This is a genomic window from Nonomuraea sp. NPDC000554 (assembly GCF_040300065.1).
Taxonomy (GTDB): domain Bacteria; phylum Actinomycetota; class Actinomycetes; order Streptosporangiales; family Streptosporangiaceae; genus Nonomuraea.
In genome coordinates, this window is the sequence record NZ_JBEPDC010000015.1 from 48,861 (window position 1) to 64,945 (window position 16,085).

Genomic DNA, 16,085 nt, shown 5'->3' on the forward strand with positions numbered 1-16,085 from the left:
CGGCTCCCCTACAGCCAGTCCTTCTTCTTGAAGACGGCGTAGAGGCCGACCGAGGTGAGGGCCACGGCGATCACGGACATCCAGAACCCCCACGGCTGGCCCGCGCCCGGGTACGGCACGTTCTGCCCGTAGAAGCCGGTGATCGCCGTCGGCACCGCGATGATCGCCGCCCAGCTGGTGACCCGCTTCATGATCTCGTTCAGCCGGAACCCCTGCTGTGACAGGCGGGTCTCGCGCACGTTGGCCAGCAGGTCGCGCAAGGAGTCGGTCCACTCGGTCACGCGCAGCGCGTGGTCGTAGACGTCCTCGTAGTACGGCCGCATCTCGGCGGCGGCGACGAGGTCCTGGTCGCGGCGGAGCAGCGTGCCGACCACCTCGCGCATCGGCATGGTGATCTTGCGGAACCGGGTCATGTTCTTGCGCAGCCTGTACATGGTGCGCTGCATCTCCCTGGCGTCGACGGGCTCGTCGCCGAACAGCGTCTCCTCCAGTTCCTCGGCCTTGCCGTCGAGGTCCTGGACGAGGTCGAAATGCCCGTCGACCACGCAGTCGAGCAGGCCGTGCAGCAGGAACGCCACCCCGTGGCCCGCCAGGCGCGAGGCGGAGTCCCAGCGCCTGGTCACCTCGCCGATGTCGAAGTGCGCGTTCTCCCTGACGGTGACCAGCGCGTTCCTGGTGACGAAGACGTTGATCTCGACGGGGTCGAGCACGTCCCCGTCGAAGTGCACCCCGTACACCGTGATGAACAGATGCTTGTCGTAGACGTCCAGCTTCGGGCGCTGGTGGTCGGTGACCACGTCCTCGACGGCCAGCTCGTGCAGGCCGAGTTCCTCCCCGATGACGCCGAGCTCGTCCAGGGTGGGCGCGCACAGGTCGAACCAGACGGTGTTCTCGGGGTCGGCGACGTGGTCGGAGACGTCCTCGATGGGGAAACCTTCCTTCTCGAGGACGCCGTTTCTGTAGAGACGGGTATGCACCTAGACGAGTTTGGCAAACCGCAGCGCGTTCCGCACAGCCGCTCCCCCGACGTCGTTGTTGAAGTAGACGAACGTGTCGCGCCATCCTGCGTCCCGCACCCGCTTGCCCCAGGTGCGCAGCGACGCCTCGCCGTACGAGGGCCTGGGCGAGGCGCGTCCCTCGTGCAGGCGCACGTACCCCCAGCGGGCGGTGCGCCAGAACGGGTTCTGCGGCTGGCCGCCGCGATCGGCCCAGCACAGCGCGGCGCCGCGCGTCTCGAGCACCTGCCGTACCTCGTCGGTCCACCAGGACACGTGCCGGGGCTCCACGGCCACGCGCACGCCGTCGGGGAAGCAGCCCAGGCAGCGGTCGAGCCGCTCGGCGTCCACGTGCAGGGTCGGCGGGAGTTGCAGCAGGATCGGCCCGAGCTTCTCCTTCAGCCCGGCCACGGCGCGCATCAGCCGCTCCACGGGCTCCTCGGGGTCGGCGAGCCGCTTGATGTGGCTGAGAAAGCGGCTGGCCTTGACGGCCATGACGAACCCGTCGGGGGTGCGGTCGCGCCACTCGGCGAACATCTCCGGCGAGGGCAGCCGGTAGAAGGCGTTGTTGCTCTCCACCGTCGGGAACGTCTCGCTGTAGGTCTGCAGCCAGAGCCGCTGCGGGACCCCTTCCGGGTAGAGCACCCCGCGCCAGTCCCTGTACTGCCACCCGGAGGTGCCGACGAGCGTCCCCATGACCTGCGCCTACCCCGCCCGGCTAGGGATATCCCCAGGAACCTCACTGATGCGCCGGACGCGGCTCGGCGCCTACGTTCGTCCCATGGCCATCACCAACATCCACAGCCGGGGGCTGTGGGCGGTCAGCTCCGGGCAGCACGAGATCTCCACCACCATCGCCAGGTCAGAGGGGCAGGGCAGCGCGTTCGCCGAGGCCGCCCTCTCCCGCGTCACGGGCGGCGGCGCCGCCTACGCCTGGGTCTCGGGGGTCCGCTACCAGGCGAGCCCCGACGAGGTCCGCAACGAGATCGCGCCCGACCCCGACGGCGCGTTCAGCGCGCGGTGGGTGGCGAACTGCCTGTCGGTCACGGTCACCCTCAGAGTGGTCAACTGTTACGCGTTCGCCGTGGCCAAGCTGTCGCCCTGGGAATGAGGGCGCCCATGTCCACGGAACTGCACGTGCAGCGGATCCGCGTCTACTTCGACGCCGCGTCCGGCGAGATCGTCCATGTGCACCAGCTCGTCACGGAGACCGACGAGCCGCTCACCGAGCAGCGGATGGACGAGGAGATGGCGGCCCTGGAGGAGGTGCTGCGCCGGCGCCACCCGACGGCCCTGGACTACCTCGTCGTGGACGAGGCCGCCATCGCCGAGGCGGTCGCCCCCGACGTCAACCTGAGGGTCGACGTCGAGGCCCGGGTGCTGCTGCGCTCGTGAGCGCCCGCAGGGCCACCCCGTACGTGGCCCGCTGATCGCCGGGCCGGAAGCTCGCGCGGGCGCCACACGATCGTGGCATTACCCTCCGTTGGAGGCGCCGTCTGCGACAGAAGGCGTTCCTGTGGGGAGTAATCCAGGCGTGGACCAAGAGCCGAGAATCACGGACATCTCAGCCCCCGCTCACCAGCCGACCACCCCGACCTCCGTCCCCGGCGGGTTACGCCACTCCCTGCGCGCCTTCAGGCACCGGGACTTCACGATCTTCTGGTGCGGCGCCCTCGCGTCCAACACCGGCAGCTGGTTGAGCAACCTTTCGGTGCCTTACGTCCTCTACCAGATCACCGGGAGCGCGTTCTGGGTCGGGCTGGTGAGCCTCGCGCAGTTCCTGCCCGGAATCCTGCTGTCACCGGCGGGCGGCTCGCTGGCGGACCGCCGCAACCGCAAGCGGGTCCTGCTGTTCACGCAGTCCGGGATGGCGGTCTCGGCGTTCCTGCTCTGGCTGATCTGGACGTCCGGCCTGCGGGAGCCGGTCGTCCTGCTGCTCCTGGTCGGCCTCGGCGGGGTGTTCGCCGGGATCAACATTCCGAGCTGGCAGGCGTTCGTCAGCGACCTGGTGCCCAGGAACGACCTGCACTCGGCGGTGACGCTCAACTCCCTGCAGTTCAACGCCGCCCGCTCGATCGGCCCCGCGCTCGCCGGTCTCCTCCTGGCCGCCCTCGGCCCCGCCTGGACCTTCCTCCTCAACGCCGGGTCGTTCGCGTTCGTCCTGGCCGCCCTGTCGCTGATCCGCTTCCGGCACGACCGGCCTCCCCATCCGACCTCGGAGGGCGTCACCCGGCAGTTCCTGGCGGCGCTCGGCTACGTCCGCCGCCAGCCCGGCCTCGTCGTCTCCCTGGTGGTGTCGGTCCTGGTCGGGATCCTCGGCAACCCCATCTTCCAGTTCACGGTGGTCTTCGCCGAGAGCGTCTTCGACGTCGGGCCGGTGGGGCTGGGCGTCCTCAACGCCTCGCTCGGCATCGGCGCCGTCATCGCGGCTCCCCTGGTCTCCGGCTGGAGTCACAAGGTCAGCCTCGGCCAGGTGGTGCGCTGGGGCCTGCTGATCTATGGGGCCGCCATCGTCGCCTTCGGAGCCGCCCCCGGGTACGCGTTCGGCGTGCTGGCCCTCGTCGTCGTGGGCGGCAGCTTCCTGGCCGTGGTCAGCACGGTCAACACCGCGATCCAGGTCATCGTGGCCGACCACATGCGGGGCAGGGTGGTGGCCTGCCGGATCATGTTCTACACCGCGTCCTTCCCCGTCGGCGGCCTGCTCCAGGGGTCCGTCTCCGACTGGCTGGGCCCGCGCAGCGCCGTGTGCGGAGCCGGGGCCCTGATGCTGGCGGCCGCCGTGCTGCTGATGCGCTGGCGCGGCAGGGCCCAGCTGAGCCGCCTCGACGACCCCCACGACGAGCGCCTGATCACGGCGACTTCCTGAGCCTCTGGCGGGCCCCTCCGGCCTCGGTCGGAGTGGCGCGGAGGGGTCCGCCGCTCTGATAGTGTTCTTCACGCAAGCCCGAGCGGAACCCACCGAAAAGTTCCACGAGGCTTCACGGGACGTAGCGCAGCTTGGTAGCGCACCTGACTGGGGGTCAGGGGGTCGCAGGTTCAAATCCTGTCGTCCCGACCATTTCACTGGTCGCAGGGGCTCGGAGATCATCCGGAGCCCCTTTTTCGTGTCTGGACGGGAGGCGCCGGGCCTGCCACGTCGCCGACATCTCACCGCACCCGCCGTGCCACGCCATATCCGGAAATTTCTCCTTTTCGGACCCACGGGGTGCGACAAAAACCCTATTTTGTCTTCCACGTCGGGGCCGGAACGCCTTGCGAGGCTTGGGAATGAGAGAGGTCGTGCATCGCCTTGATGCCTGACGCGTGGACCGCATCGACCCGTGAACCACTGTCGTCGCTGCCCGTGGAACCGCTCCTCACCAGGGACTACGACGCGCATCCCACGCTCGTCCTCGAACGCCTGCGCGCCAGGTACGGGCCGGTGGCGCCGGTCGACCTCCTCGGAGTGCCGGTGTGGCTGGTCATCGGCTACCCCGAAGTGCTGCGGGTCCTGCAGAACGAGGGCGACGTCTGGAGCAAACGCCTCGACAACTGGCGGGCGAAGGCGGAGGGCCTGCTCCCGCCTGACTGGCCTGTGCTCCCCGCCTTCGAGCTCAACAGCGTGGCCTTCCAGGACGGCATGACGCTGCGCCGGCTTCGCGACACGTGGACCTCGGCGCTCGCGCCCTTCCAGGACCGCGGCCACCCCCAGGCCCGGATGCTGGAGGACGCGGTCAGGCGATGCGCCGACGACCTCATCGGCCTGCTGCCGGAAGGCGGCTCCCGCACCGGTTGGGCCGATCTGTCCGCGCAGTACGCGCGACCGCTCCCGTTGATGGTGGCCAACCGCCTCTTCGGGTTCGAAACCGCGCGCGGCGACGACGTGCTCATGGACACCTGGCGCGTGCTCGACGCCGGTCCCGACGCGGCCGCGGCGTCGCAGCGGCTGTTCGCCGCGATGACGGACCTGGCCGCCGCCAAGATGAGCCACCCTGCCGACGACCTCCCCTCCTACATGCTCGCGGCCCATCCGGACTTCACCGTCGACGAACTGGCCCGCGAGCTCCTCATGCTGCCCGGGGTCGTCGGCGACATGACCGGGGGCCTGATCTGCAACGCGATCCTCGAGGTGCTGACCAATCCCGACGTGCGGTCGAGCCTGTCGGCGGGGATCATCGAGGAGACCGTGAACCGGGTCGCGCTGGCCAATCCGCCGATGGTCAACCTCACGTTCCGTTTCCCGACAGTGGACGTGCGGTTGGGGCGTTTCATCATCGCCGCGGGCGATCCGGTCATGCTGTCCATCGCCGGCGCCCACTCCGATCCGTCGTTCGAGAAGGCGATCGACCCCCAGGCCGTCCGCAGCACCCGCGCCCACCTGGCTTGGGGCGCGGGGCCGCACGCCTGCCTCGCCCAGCTGCTGGCCACCCGCATCACCACGATCGCCGTGGAGCGGCTGTTCGAACACGTCGGCAGGCTGCGGCTCGCGCTTCCCGCCAACCAACTACCGTGGCGCTCGTCCCCCTTCATGCGCGCGCTGCGGTCCCTGCCCGTCGAGTTCGAGCTCGCTCAGAGCTACGTCCCGCCGAGCGACGCCGAGGAGGACGGAGCGCGCGAGCCGGCGACGCAGGCCGCGCCCACCGCGGACGAGGAGGCTCCGCGCTCCGCGCTGCGGCGTTTCCTGCGGGGGCTGGCACGGCGAGCCTCAGGGACCATGAAGAGGCCCGGTTAGGACGAGGGACTACGACCATCTGGCCGGCCCGGCTGTTCCCCGAGGCCGGGCGGCGGACGGCGGCCCTGTTCTACGCTTGGCGCAGAAGGGAGGCGTCCATGGGGCGGAGGCCGACCATCGACCGGGCGGAGCTGGCCCGGCTCGTGGCTGAGGGGTTGAGCGTGCAGGAGCTCGCCGCGCGTTTCGGTGTGAGCGAGTCCGGGGTGCTGCAGGCCAAGCGGGCCGCCGGGCTGGCCAAGGCGATGCTCGAGCACAGCCGGGCCCTGCCGTGGAAGCTGAGCCGGGAGCACACCCAGTCGGGGCCCGCCACCAACCTGCGCAACCTGTCCGCCGCCGCCCAGGGGAAGCCGCCCGCGTCCGAGCGGTTGAACACCGCGCTGCGGTGGGCGCAGCGGCTCGTCGACGCCGGGCTGGACGTGACCTACGACCCCGCGGAGGGCTTCCGCGAAGTCCCCGCCTCCCCTGACGGCTCACACGTCGCGGACGTGCTCGCCGACGCCCGCAGAGCGCTGGAAGCCCGGTGAGGTAGGCGTTTCGGCGGCCCGTTCGCGGGCAGTCGCTGGTCTCGACACACAGAGACCGGAGGCGAAGAACATGGACACCTTGATCTGGGTGGCCGTCGTCGTGGTCGTGGTGGTGGCGGTCGCCGCTGTCGGCTATGTCGTGTTACAGCAGCAGCGCCGCAGCCGCCTACGCACGCGGTTCGGCCCCGAGTACGACCGCATGGTGGCCGAGCACGACAACCGGCACGACGTCGAGCAGGAACTCCTGGCCCGCGAGCAGCGTCACTCCGAGCTCGACATCCACCCGCTGCCGGAGCAGGCGCGCGACGCCTACGCCGGCCGCTGGAACGAGGTGCAGGAGCGTTTCGTGGACGCCCCCGGGTTCGCGGTGACGGAGGCCGACCAGCTGGTCGCCTCGGTCATGGCCGAGCGGGGCTATCCGACGGACGACTTCGAGCAGCGCCTGTCCGACCTGTCGGTCGGCCACGCGCGGACTCTCGACCACTACCGGACCGCACACGAGATCAGCGGGCGCGCGGCCAGGAAGGCGGCCTCCACCGAGGAGCTCCGCCAGGCGATGGTGCACTACCGCGCACTCTTCCAGGAACTGCTCCAGGACACGGCGCGAGGACGGTGACCAGATGAACGGCGACGAGCTGCGGGTGCCCTCGCAGCGGACGGACGGGCCCGAGGACACGAGATCCGGCGAGCACACGAGAACCCACGACCCCGGCGACGAGCACCCCACGACCGACCAGGCCGACGACGGCCGGGCCCACGACCTCCAGACCCACGACGTCCAGACCGATGACATCCCGACCCACGACCTCCAGACCCACGACGTCCAGACCCACGGCATCCCGACCCACGACGTCCGGGACCCTTACGGCGACAAGCTCGTGGCGTCGCAGGCCGAGGCCGACGAGACGCCCGCCCACGCCGCCCCGCAGAGCACGGTCCTGTTCGACCAGGACCCCGCCCAGGTGCAGGCCCGCTGGCGCGAGCTGCAGACGGCGTTCGTGGACGACCCCGGCGAGGCGGTCCAGCGCGCCGACGGCCTGGTCGGGGAGGTCGTCGAGGCGTTCACCAGCTCGCTGACCACCCGTACGGGCGAGCTGCGCGAGCGCTGGAAGGGCGCGGAGACGACCGACACCGAGCAGCTCCGGCTGGCGCTGCGCGACTACAGGGGCGTGCTGGAGCGGCTGCTCGCGCTCTGCGGCCCGGAAGCGAGGTGACCACGCATGCTCGCGATCATCGCGGCGATCGTCTTCGGGCTGGGCTTCCTGCTCGACCTGGTGAACACGAGGACCCCCGGCGGAATCACCGGCACGACCTTCATGCTGCTCGGCCTGACGCTGCTGGCCCTCCACCAGGCGGGCATCGGGACGGCCGGCGTCCGCAGCTACAGCGGCTGGCGCAACCGGACCCGGCGGTAGACGAGAACACCAGGCCCCCGTGCGCCGCCGCGCACGGGGGCTCGCCGCGCACACAGGCCCGCACGCAGGTCCGCCGCGCATGCAGGCCCGCCGCGCACGCAGGCCCGCCGCGTGCAACGCCGCTCAGGCGGAAGCCGTGCCGGCGAAGCGCATCGTCACCGTGCTGCCGCCGCTGCCGATGCGCAGCGTGAGGTCGGTGGCGAGGCGGCGGGCCACCCACAGGCCCATGCCGCCCACGGTGCCGGGCCTGGGCCCCGGCCTCCAGGCGCCGTCGTCGTGCACTTCGATCACCAACCCCTCGTCCTCCTCCCAGGTGCGCAGCCGCGCGGGCGGCGCGCCGTGGGTGACGGCGTTGGTGGCCACCTCGTTGACGGCGATGACGAGGTCGCCGATCGCCTCTTCCGGCATGCCCGCCGCCCGCGCCTGCGTCTCGGCGGCGGAGCGCACCTCCGGCAGGTCGGGCAGGCGGAAGCTGATCTCTTTCACGGGCGTCCCCGGCGGCGGGCTGCTCTCTCGCACGGACGCGCCTGACCGCGGGCCGGTCTCCTTCACGGACGCGCCGGGTGGCGGGCCGGTCTCCTTCACGGGCGTGCCGGGTGGCGGGCGGTGTGCGCCCGCACGAGGATCGACCTCCTCGTTCACCCGAAGACCGCCTTCTCAGCCGACCAGTTCCGAGCGGAGCTGGTCGAGAACCTTGCGCAGGATTCTGGAAACGTGCATCTGGGATATCCCGAACTCCGCCGCGATCTCGGCCTGCGTCATGTTGCCGAAGAAGCGCAGCAGCAGGATGTGCTTCTCCCTGGACGGGAGCGCGTCGATGAGCGGCTTGACGGCCTCGCGGTCGACCATGGTGCTGAGCGTGTCGTCGTCCTCGGGGATGACGTCGCCGAGCGAGGCGGCGTCGTCGTCGGCGCCGAGGGGCGCGTCGAGCGAGAGGGTGCTGTAGGCGGCGGACGCGTCCAGCGTGAGCAGGACGTCCTCCTCGCTGATGTTCATCTTGGCGGCCAGTTCGGACACGGTGGGCGATCTGCCCAGGTCCTGGCTGAGGTCGGCGACGAGCCGGTTCAGCTCGGAGCGGCGCTCCTGGTAGAGGCGGGGCACCCGGATGGCCCAGGTGCGGTCGCGGAAGTGGCGCTTGACCTCGCCGGTCATGGTGACGACGGCGTATCCCCTGAAGGCGTGCCCGAGGGTGGGGTCGAAGCCGTTGATGGCCTTCATCAGGCCGACGTACGCGGCCTGGAGGAGGTCCTCGAGGGGTTCGCCACGGTACCGGTAGCGCCTGGCGATCTCCATGGCGAGCGGCCGGTGCATCTCGACGATGCGTTCACGCAGCCGCTCCCTGTGGCTGTCGAGAGTGTCTTCCCTGACCATTTCGGCCAGGAGTTGTTCGGCGGTCATCTCCTCGAGAACGTATTCCTGTACAGCCATCGCTGCTCCTCGATATGGATCGCAGGGAGGCCTCCACCAAAAGGAAAAAGCCCAGGCAGAGGCACACCTCGCTCTACTGTCGAGACGGAAGCCCTCTGCTGGACTTCGGATCCAGTCTCCCCCATCCTCGGGGAAGTATTCCTCCCCGCCCAGGTAACAGTAGGGTTGCTTCGTGACAATGCCGGAGAACGGCGAGGGGCCTGTCGCAGCCCTGAGCCTGACGTCGTCGACCGTTGACGAGATCACTGTGATCAAGGTCGATGGCGTGCTCGACGCCACGACGCGCGAGCAGTTCGCCGACTACCTGTCCCTGGCGGGCGCGGAGCTGATCCTGGACCTGGCGGGGGTGACGTTCATGGACTCGCGGGCGCTTGGCCTGATCGTGCACCACTGGCAGACCAGCTTGGCGTCGGGCGCCAGGTTCGCCCTGGTCGGGGTCGAGTACTCGAAGTCGAAGGTGATGTGGATCACCGGGCTCGCGCAGCGGCTGCCGCTGTACGACACCCTCGACGACGCGCTGGCCGCCCTTGGCTAGCCGCGCGACTTGCGCTGGTGCTCCTCGACCAGCAGCCTGGCCAGGTCGGCCACCTTGACCTGATGGTGCTGCGAGGTGCGGCGCAGCTCATCGAAGGCCGCCTCCGCGGTACAGCCGCTGGTCTGCATGATGATGCCCTTGGCCTGGTCGATGACGGACCGTCCGGCGAGGGCCTCCTGTAGCTGGGCCGCGCCGGTGCGCACCTCCTCGAAGTCCCACATGTTCGCCATGGCCACGCCGACCTGCTCGGTCAGCATGTCGGCGAGCGTGTGGGCGGCCTGCGGGGAGAAGGCGGCCGGCCGCACGGAGTACAGGCCGATGACCAGCGTGGCGGGCGCCATCTGCACGGGGACGAGGAGCGCGGAGCGCACGGCCCAGCGGGTGGCCAGCGCGGCGTAGCGGGGCCAGCGGCTGTCGGCGAGCACGTCGGTGATGGTGACCCGGCTGCCGGTCTGCCTGGCCTCGGCCGAGGGGCCCTCGCCGAGCTCCCGTTCGCCTTCGACGAGCATGATCAGTTCGCTGTGCGAGCCGGAGACCAGCACCCGCCGGTCGCGCCAGTGCTCGGCCGAGCCGCCGGAGCATCCTGGAACGCCGGCGGCGAGCGCCGTCGTCAGGCCGCGCAGGACGCTCTCGGTCGAGGTCTCCTCGCCCAGGCGACCGAGAAAGGCCAGGTCACGGGCGAGACTGGGGGTTATCATCGCAGTCGATTCCATAGCAACAAGCCTCTACCCCTTATGGATACCTTTATCCCGAGTGGCGTAGCGTCAGAGGATGACAATGCCCGACCTCGAACACGCTCTGGACGCGCTTTCCGCCCGCGTCTCTTCCCTGCGTGAGGCGAGGACGGCGTACCCGTCCGAGCTCGCGCCGACGCTGGACGCCGCGCTCGCCGAGCTGGGCACGGCGGCTGAGCTGCTCGCCGAGGCCAGGCAGGAACTGCGCAAGGGGCCCGCCCGGCAGGGCGGCAAGAAGGACGGTTCCCAGCGCGAGCTGAAGCTGCTGCGACAGGTGTTCAAGGCCTTCCCCGTCCCGGTGATCGTGCTGGACGGCGGCGGCGTCGTCAGGCGCATCAACGGCGAGACCTCGCGGCTGCTGGGCAGCCCCGACGGCTACCTGGTGGGCCGCTCGTTCCCGCTGCTGGTCGACGTGTCGAGGCGGGCGGCGTTCCGCTCGCATCTGACGTCGGTGCTGCAGACCGGGGAGCCGGCGGCGTTCGAGACGCGGCTGGCGCACCAGGGCAGGACGCACACGGTGCAGCTCGCGCTGACCAGGCTGACGATGCCGGGCGAGCCGCAGCAGATGGTGGCGGCGGTGGCGCTGCCGACCGAGGTGCAGCTGCCGGAGCCGGGGGAGCGGCCGGAGCTGTCCGACGGCGCGCTGCTGCTGGCGGCGGCGAAGCGGCAGGACCTGCTGGCCAGGACGGGCGCGCTCCTGCTGGACGAGGAGGCGCTGCGGCAGCCGGTGGCGCTGCCCAGGACCACGCGGATGCTGGCGGCGGGCTGGGCGGACTGGGTGGTCGCGGACCTGGTCCGCGACGGGCTGCCGCGCCGCTCGATCGTGGTGGCGCCGAAGGATCACCCGCTGGGCGACCTGGTGCGGCACGTGGAGGCGTCGGACCCGGTGTGCTGCCCGCTGGTGACGCAGGTGATCGAGCACGGTTCCGGCGTGGTGCACGAGATGGTCGAGGACGAGACACTGTTCGGCGTCTGCCCGGAGGGCCCGCTGCTGACGGCGATGGAGGCCGGGTCGGTGCTGTGCGTGCCGATCGGCCCGGCCGACGGCGCGCTGACGCTGGTCAGGGCGCACCACCGGTCGCCGTTCACGCTGGCGGACCTGGCCGTCATGCAGGAGGTCGGGCTGCAGCTCGGGCTGGCGCTGCGGGCGCAGAGCAGCTTCCAGAGCCGCTCGCGGGCGGCGGACGCGCTGTCGGCGAGCGTCGCGCCGCGCAAGCTGCCCGACGTGCCGGGGTACGAGGCGGCGGCGGCCTACCATCCGGGGGCGTCGGTGGGAGCCGAGTTCTACGACGTGTTCCCGGTGGCCGGGGGCTGGGGCTTCGCGCTGGGCGGCGCCGCAGGCAAGGGCCAGGAGGCGGCGTCGGTGAGCGCGCTGGTCAGGGGCGGGCTGCGGGTGCTCAGCGTCTGGGAGTCCGACCCCGACGTGGTGATGCGGAAGGTGAACCAGGCCCTGGTCGAGCAGGGGACGGGGATGTTCGTGATGGTGCTGACCGGGTTCGTCCGGGGGCGCACGATCCGGCTGTCGTCGGCGGGGCACCATCCGGCGGCGCTGCTCCAGCCGGACGGCGGGGTGCGGTTCGCCGCCGGCGGCGGGGTGCCGCTGGGCATCTCGCCGATGGCGGAGACGGGGTCGGAGGAGCTGCCGTTGCCGGTGGGCGAGACGCTGGTGCTCTACTCCGAGGGGCTGATCTCGTCCAGGAACCGGGCGGGCGAGACGTACGGCGAGGAGCGGCTGGCCGACGTGCTCAGCCGGTGCGCGGGCCAGTCCCCGTCGACCGTGGTCAAGACGGTCGAGGAGGACCGGCACGCCTTCTCCGAAGGGCAGGTGTGGGACGAGATCGTGGTCCTGGCTCTCCGGGGTGTCTGATCTGTGGGGGTTTGCGGCTGACGAGAAAGTGGGTATCGTCGGAGAAACAGATCGGTGCCTAAGACGCAGGCACACCTTGAACGCTTCTGACGCTGAGGTGTGCCATGAATATCGCGATCGTTGCTTCCGCTGCCGCCAACCGGCGCCATCACATCCTTTCCGTGGCACGCGAGCTCGGCAGAGGCCACCACGTCACCATCTACTCCCGCCGTGAGAACGCCGAAGGTAAGCCCAGGACGCGGGTAGCCCCGGGTGTCACGCTGGAGAGCATGGACGTCGGTCCCGCCCGGGACCTGCCCGCCGACGAGCTGGTGCCGTACCTGAGCGACGTCGCCAGGTACCTGGAGCAGCGCTGGTCCCAGGACCGTCCGGACGTGATCCACGCGCACTCCTGGGCGTGCGGCCTGGCCGCGGTGACGGGCGCGAAGGGGCTCGGCGTGCCGGTCACGCAGACCTTCCACACCGTCCACCCGGCCCACCAGAAGCTGGAGCTGGCGCTCGGCCGCCGGGCCAACGCGGTCATCGCGGGCTCGGGCGACGAGGAGTCGGCGCTGATCAGGCTGGGCGTGCCGCGCGGCAACATCGCGATCGTCCCGTACGGGATCGACACCGAGCGCTTCCACCGCCGCGGCGCGGTGGCCACCCGGGGCAGCCGCAAGCGGCTGCTGCACGTCGGCCCGCTCACCCCCGAGCGCGGCGCGCACACCGTGATCCGCGCGCTGCCCGGGCTGCCGGACGTCGAGCTGGTCATCGCGGGCGGCCCGCTGATGGACGACCTCGACGACGACAGGGACGCGCGGCGGCTGCGCGCCCTGGCCGACCAGCTCGGCGTGGCCGAGCGGGTGACCCTGCTCGGGCAGGTGAGGCGGGCTTCGGTGCCGAAGCTGATGCGCAGCGCCGACGCCGTGGTGACGGTGCCACGCGAAGCCGCGACCGGTGTCGTGGCGCTGGAGGCGATGGCCTGCGGCGTGCCGGTGATCGCCTCGGCCGTGGGCGCGCACCTCGACTCGGTCATCGACGGCGTCACCGGCCTGCTGGTGCCGCCGGACCGTCCGGCGCGCACCGCGCGGCTGGCCCGCGAGCTGCTGACGGACCCGACGCTGCGTACCGCGCTCGGCTACGCGGGCGCCGACCGGGCCCGCTCGCGCTACTCGTGGGAGCGCGTCAGCCAGGAGCTGCTGCGCGTCTACGAGGCGGCCTGCGCCTGACACGGACCGGCCGCGACGAGGCCGCCCTGGCCCGGCGAATCGGACGTCTGTATCGTTCTGGCATGCTGATCCACCCCTGGGACGCCGGCGAAGAGGAGCAGTCCCTCGCGTACGTGCGGGACAACCCGTTCGGAACCCTCATCGCCGCGGGCCGGGACCGCGCCGTGCCGGTCGTCGTGCCGACGCAGTTCCTGCTGACGGACGACCGGACGGTGCTCCTCCACCTCGCCAGGCCGAACCCGATCTGGGCGGCGATCGAGGAGAACCCCAAGGTGATCCTGTCGGTCGCCGGCCCCTGGTCCTACATCCGGGGCGGCTGGCGGGCCGAGCCCGGCACCGATCCCGCGCTCGGGGTGCCCACGACGTACTACTCCTCCGTCCAGCTCACCTGCCACGCCGAGATCGTCACCGAGGCCGAGGGCAAGCTGGAGATCCTGCGCGGCCAGCTCGACGACCTGGAGCCCGGCCACGGCGACCCGGCCCAGATGCCCCGGCTGCTGTCGGGGATCAGGGGGCTGCGGCTGACGATCGAGGAGATCCGCGGCAAGTTCAAGTACGACGGCCACAAGGACGCCGAGCACCGCGCGCGGGTGGCCAAGGGCCTGTCGGAACGCGGCGGCCCCGGTGACGACGCGGCGCTTCGCTACATGTCCTGAAATATCCGTGCGGGGGGCATCATTGCTGGTAGAGGGGTTTCCGCATACTCCTGCGACACCTGCGCCCCCTCTGCTTGCATGGCGGCATGTCTACACGCAGTCTCATCGCGGCGGGGGCGGTCCTCCTGACGACCGCCCTCATCCCCCACAGCGCGCGGGCGGAGACCTGGACGTGGGGAGCGCCGGTCGTGGTCGAGAACTTCGACGGCGCCTCGCTCGACCCGTCCAAGTGGATGATCTACGACTCCCCCGAGGCCGCCGTCAACCCCCGCACCGGGCGGGCCACCACGGTCTCCGGCGGCGTGCTGCGCCTCAGGGGCGCCAGGTACGGCGGCCGCGACCTGTCGGGCGGCGTCGCCAGCACGCTGGCGCAGGCGTACGGCCGCTGGGAGGTCAGGTTCAGGGCCGAGGCGGGCGCCGGGTACACGCCGGTGGCGCTGCTCTGGCCGGCCTCGAACGACGGTCCCGGCGCGGAGGTCGACTTCGCCGAGATCGTGGACCCGCAACGGCAGGGCGGCGGCATCTTCGTCCACAGCGACGCCGGCCGGGCGCTGCAGCAACTCCGCGCCGACTTCACGACGTGGCACACGGCGGCCGTCGACTGGCTGCCCGGACGGCTGACCTTCTGGCTGGACGGCCACCGCCTCTGGGACTACCAGGGCCCGCACGTCCCCGGGAACCGCAGAATGGGCCTGGCCCTGCAGAACGACGTGGTGTGCGAGCCGCGCTGCCGCGACGCCTCCACCCCGGACACGGTGTCGATGTACGTGGACTGGGTGCGGATCTACCGCGCCCCAGGCTGGGCCCCTGAGCGTGCCCCAGACCGGGCCCCAGACCGGGCCCCAGACCGTGCTCCCGTCCCGGCTCCGGGCTGGGCCCCTTCCTGGGGCTGAGGCAGCAACCGGGCCGCTTTGAGCCCGAGGTGCACCGCCATGCGGTCGTCGCCGTCCGACAGGTCCCTGTTCGTCAGCCGTTCGGCCTTCCCCAGGCGGTAGTAGAGGGTCTGGCGGTGCACCCCCAGCTCGGCGGCGCTCTTCTGGGCGTGCCCGCCGAGGTCCAGGTAGGTCTCGACGGTCTGGGCCAGCTCACGGTCGAGCGCCGCCGTCTCGGCCGCCAGCTCGCGCAGGTCGGCCTGGCCGAGCCTGGCCAGCAGGCGGTGCACGCCCAGGTCCTCCCAGCGGGCGATGGGCGCGAACCTGGGGAAGTGCTCGGCGACGCGCAGCGCGAGGCGGGCCTCGCGCCAGCTCTGCCAGGCGTCCGCCGGGTCGTTCCTGGGCGCGCCGAGCCCGGCGGCGGTGCCGTACGCGGCCTGGACGGTCTGCGCCACCTCGCCGGCCAGCCCGGCCGGGGCGAGCAGCGCGACAGGCGAGCCGGCGCGGGAGAGCACGCCGCGCGGCAGCGTCCAGAGGGCGGCGACGCGCTCCCTCGACTCGCGCACCGCGATCGCCGCCACCGGGCCGGGCAGCTCGATCGAGACCTGGGCGCGCTCTTCGGGGTCGGCTGAGAGCAGGGCGCGCAGGCCGCGTCCGAGGTCCTGGCGACTGCGGGCCTCCTGCGCGAGCTCGCCGGCGGCCCTGGAGACGAGCGGCTCGACCCTGCGCAGCGCCTCGTCGGTGAGCTCGCCCGAGTCGAGCAGCCACAGGTAGCCGTAGGTGACGTCGCCGTGGCGCAGCGGCCAGCAGACTCTGGCCAGCACCTTGAGGTCGGCGTCGGCGGGAATCCGGATCGGGCCGCTCACCCGGGCGATGCCGTAGCGTTCGAAGTAGTCGCGCACCTCGCCGGTGGCGCGCCTGCGCAGGATCGACTCCTGGCGGACCGTGTCGATGTCGCCGTGCTGCGCGCCGTACGCGAGCAGGCGGAACGAGCGGTCCTCGAGCGTGGCGGACGCGCCCAGCAGGCGCGCTATCTCGTCGACCGTGTCCTGGAGATCAGCGGTGTTGTGCATTTGTCTAACAGCCTGCCACAACCGGCGTTACGAGCGTCAATGGCCTCCCATGAGCTGGGGTTTTAGG

Annotated in this window: 19 protein-coding genes and 1 tRNA gene; 14 read left to right on the top strand and 6 right to left on the bottom strand. The window is 71.3% G+C overall.

Annotation, left to right across the window (positions count from 1 at the left end; genetic code table 11):
- Positions 1-8: 8 nt before the first annotated feature.
- Both ABT294_RS26905 and ABT294_RS26910 read right to left on the bottom strand, forming a co-directional pair.
- Positions 9-977, bottom strand: a complete 969-nt coding sequence (locus ABT294_RS26905) for a magnesium transporter CorA family protein (protein WP_350809044.1) — start codon at positions 975-977, stop codon at positions 9-11.
- Complete coding sequence (locus ABT294_RS26910) at positions 978-1,691, bottom strand: DUF72 domain-containing protein (protein ID WP_350809045.1); 714 nt, start codon at positions 1,689-1,691, stop codon at positions 978-980.
- A gap of 85 nt (positions 1,692-1,776) precedes the next feature.
- Here ABT294_RS26910 and ABT294_RS26915 point away from each other — a divergent pair, with 85 nt between their 5' ends.
- The 9 genes from ABT294_RS26915 (at position 1,777) to ABT294_RS26955 (ending at position 7,645) form a co-directional block, all read left to right on the top strand.
- Positions 1,777-2,106 carry a hypothetical protein gene (locus tag ABT294_RS26915; protein WP_350809046.1) on the top strand — a complete coding sequence of 110 codons (330 nt, stop codon included), beginning with the start codon at positions 1,777-1,779 and terminating at the stop codon, positions 2,104-2,106.
- Positions 2,107-2,114: 8 nt separating this feature from the next.
- Positions 2,115-2,390: a hypothetical protein gene (locus ABT294_RS26920; protein ID WP_350809047.1), complete on the top strand. Its 276-nt coding sequence runs from the start codon at positions 2,115-2,117 to the stop codon at positions 2,388-2,390.
- Between the two features lie 139 nt (positions 2,391-2,529).
- Complete coding sequence (locus ABT294_RS26925; protein WP_350809048.1) at positions 2,530-3,861, top strand: MFS transporter; 1,332 nt, start codon at positions 2,530-2,532, stop codon at positions 3,859-3,861.
- 115 nt (positions 3,862-3,976) lie between these two features.
- Positions 3,977-4,053 (top strand) — tRNA-Pro (locus tag ABT294_RS26930).
- 285 nt (positions 4,054-4,338) lie between these two features.
- A complete protein-coding gene (locus ABT294_RS26935; RefSeq protein WP_350809049.1) occupies positions 4,339-5,706 on the top strand; it encodes a cytochrome P450 family protein in 1,368 nt (455 codons plus the stop codon).
- 98 nt (positions 5,707-5,804) lie between these two features.
- Entirely contained in the window at positions 5,805-6,230 is a 426-nt protein-coding gene (locus ABT294_RS26940; RefSeq protein ID WP_350809050.1) for a helix-turn-helix domain-containing protein, read from the top strand.
- A 70-nt stretch (positions 6,231-6,300) separates the two neighbouring features.
- Positions 6,301-6,846 carry a hypothetical protein gene (locus ABT294_RS26945; RefSeq protein ID WP_350809051.1) on the top strand — a complete coding sequence of 182 codons (546 nt, stop codon included), beginning with the start codon at positions 6,301-6,303 and terminating at the stop codon, positions 6,844-6,846.
- Positions 6,847-6,850: 4 nt separating this feature from the next.
- The gene (locus ABT294_RS26950) at positions 6,851-7,444 is read left to right on the top strand and encodes a hypothetical protein (protein ID WP_350809052.1); all 594 of its coding nucleotides are present in this window, start codon (positions 6,851-6,853) and stop codon (positions 7,442-7,444) included.
- Between the two features lie 6 nt (positions 7,445-7,450).
- A complete protein-coding gene (locus tag ABT294_RS26955) occupies positions 7,451-7,645 on the top strand; it encodes a hypothetical protein (protein WP_350809053.1) in 195 nt (64 codons plus the stop codon).
- Positions 7,646-7,768: 123 nt separating this feature from the next.
- Here the strand turns inward: ABT294_RS26955 and ABT294_RS26960 are convergent, their stop codons facing one another.
- Together ABT294_RS26960 and ABT294_RS26965 are read right to left on the bottom strand one after the other, a co-directional pair.
- On the bottom strand, positions 7,769-8,131 hold the full coding sequence (locus ABT294_RS26960) for an ATP-binding protein (protein ID WP_350809054.1): 363 nt from the start codon (positions 8,129-8,131) through the stop codon (positions 7,769-7,771).
- Between the two features lie 171 nt (positions 8,132-8,302).
- Positions 8,303-9,073 (bottom strand): SigB/SigF/SigG family RNA polymerase sigma factor, encoded by a 771-nt coding sequence (locus ABT294_RS26965; protein ID WP_350809055.1) that lies wholly within the window; start codon positions 9,071-9,073, stop codon positions 8,303-8,305.
- A gap of 178 nt (positions 9,074-9,251) precedes the next feature.
- On the opposite strand from ABT294_RS26965, the gene ABT294_RS26970 reads away from it, so the two are divergent.
- Positions 9,252-9,608 carry an STAS domain-containing protein gene (locus ABT294_RS26970; RefSeq protein ID WP_350809227.1) on the top strand — a complete coding sequence of 119 codons (357 nt, stop codon included), beginning with the start codon at positions 9,252-9,254 and terminating at the stop codon, positions 9,606-9,608.
- Here the strand turns inward: ABT294_RS26970 and ABT294_RS26975 are convergent.
- Positions 9,605-10,306: an ANTAR domain-containing protein gene (locus ABT294_RS26975; protein WP_350809056.1), complete on the bottom strand. Its 702-nt coding sequence runs from the start codon at positions 10,304-10,306 to the stop codon at positions 9,605-9,607. The genes ABT294_RS26970 and ABT294_RS26975 overlap by 4 nt on opposite strands.
- Positions 10,307-10,379: 73 nt before the next feature.
- Here ABT294_RS26975 and ABT294_RS26980 point away from each other — a divergent pair, with 73 nt between their 5' ends.
- The 4 genes from ABT294_RS26980 (at position 10,380) to ABT294_RS26995 (ending at position 14,966) form a co-directional block, all read left to right on the top strand.
- Positions 10,380-12,209, top strand: coding sequence for a SpoIIE family protein phosphatase (locus ABT294_RS26980; protein WP_350809057.1), 1,830 nt, complete (start codon positions 10,380-10,382; stop codon positions 12,207-12,209).
- A 161-nt stretch (positions 12,210-12,370) separates the two neighbouring features.
- Positions 12,371-13,417 (top strand): glycosyltransferase, encoded by a 1,047-nt coding sequence (locus tag ABT294_RS26985; RefSeq protein WP_502912134.1) that lies wholly within the window; start codon positions 12,371-12,373, stop codon positions 13,415-13,417.
- A 62-nt stretch (positions 13,418-13,479) separates the two neighbouring features.
- Entirely contained in the window at positions 13,480-14,073 is a 594-nt protein-coding gene (locus tag ABT294_RS26990; RefSeq protein ID WP_350809059.1) for an FMN-binding negative transcriptional regulator, read from the top strand.
- An 86-nt stretch (positions 14,074-14,159) separates the two neighbouring features.
- Positions 14,160-14,966, top strand: a complete 807-nt coding sequence (locus tag ABT294_RS26995; protein WP_350809060.1) for a glycoside hydrolase family 16 protein — start codon at positions 14,160-14,162, stop codon at positions 14,964-14,966.
- On the opposite strand, the gene ABT294_RS27000 is transcribed toward ABT294_RS26995, so the two are convergent.
- On the bottom strand, positions 14,858-16,018 hold the full coding sequence (locus ABT294_RS27000; RefSeq protein ID WP_350809061.1) for a PucR family transcriptional regulator: 1,161 nt from the start codon (positions 16,016-16,018) through the stop codon (positions 14,858-14,860). The two genes, ABT294_RS26995 and ABT294_RS27000, sit on opposite strands and share 109 nt — an antisense overlap.
- Between the last annotated feature and the right edge of the window lie 67 nt (positions 16,019-16,085).

Bases quoted from the DNA above. Each gene is read 5' to 3' on its own strand.
- ABT294_RS26990 (WP_350809059.1), top strand. From the start codon at position 13,480: ATGCTGATCCACCCCTGGGACGCCGGCGAAGAGGAGCAGTCCCTCGCG.
- ABT294_RS26975 (WP_350809056.1), bottom strand. From the start codon at position 10,306: ATGATAACCCCCAGTCTCGCCCGTGACCTGGCCTTTCTCGGTCGCCTG.
- ABT294_RS26915 (WP_350809046.1), top strand. From the start codon at position 1,777: ATGGCCATCACCAACATCCACAGCCGGGGGCTGTGGGCGGTCAGCTCC.
- ABT294_RS26955 (WP_350809053.1), top strand. From the start codon at position 7,451: ATGCTCGCGATCATCGCGGCGATCGTCTTCGGGCTGGGCTTCCTGCTC.
- ABT294_RS26995 (WP_350809060.1), top strand. From the start codon at position 14,160: ATGTCTACACGCAGTCTCATCGCGGCGGGGGCGGTCCTCCTGACGACC.
- ABT294_RS26940 (WP_350809050.1), top strand. From the start codon at position 5,805: ATGGGGCGGAGGCCGACCATCGACCGGGCGGAGCTGGCCCGGCTCGTG.
- ABT294_RS26945 (WP_350809051.1), top strand. From the start codon at position 6,301: ATGGACACCTTGATCTGGGTGGCCGTCGTCGTGGTCGTGGTGGTGGCG.
- ABT294_RS26920 (WP_350809047.1), top strand. From the start codon at position 2,115: ATGTCCACGGAACTGCACGTGCAGCGGATCCGCGTCTACTTCGACGCC.
- ABT294_RS26980 (WP_350809057.1), top strand. From the start codon at position 10,380: ATGACAATGCCCGACCTCGAACACGCTCTGGACGCGCTTTCCGCCCGC.
- ABT294_RS26950 (WP_350809052.1), top strand. From the start codon at position 6,851: ATGAACGGCGACGAGCTGCGGGTGCCCTCGCAGCGGACGGACGGGCCC.
- ABT294_RS26910 (WP_350809045.1), bottom strand. From the start codon at position 1,691: ATGGGGACGCTCGTCGGCACCTCCGGGTGGCAGTACAGGGACTGGCGC.
- ABT294_RS26970 (WP_350809227.1), top strand. From the start codon at position 9,252: ATGCCGGAGAACGGCGAGGGGCCTGTCGCAGCCCTGAGCCTGACGTCG.
- ABT294_RS26965 (WP_350809055.1), bottom strand. From the start codon at position 9,073: ATGGCTGTACAGGAATACGTTCTCGAGGAGATGACCGCCGAACAACTC.
- ABT294_RS27000 (WP_350809061.1), bottom strand. From the start codon at position 16,018: ATGCACAACACCGCTGATCTCCAGGACACGGTCGACGAGATAGCGCGC.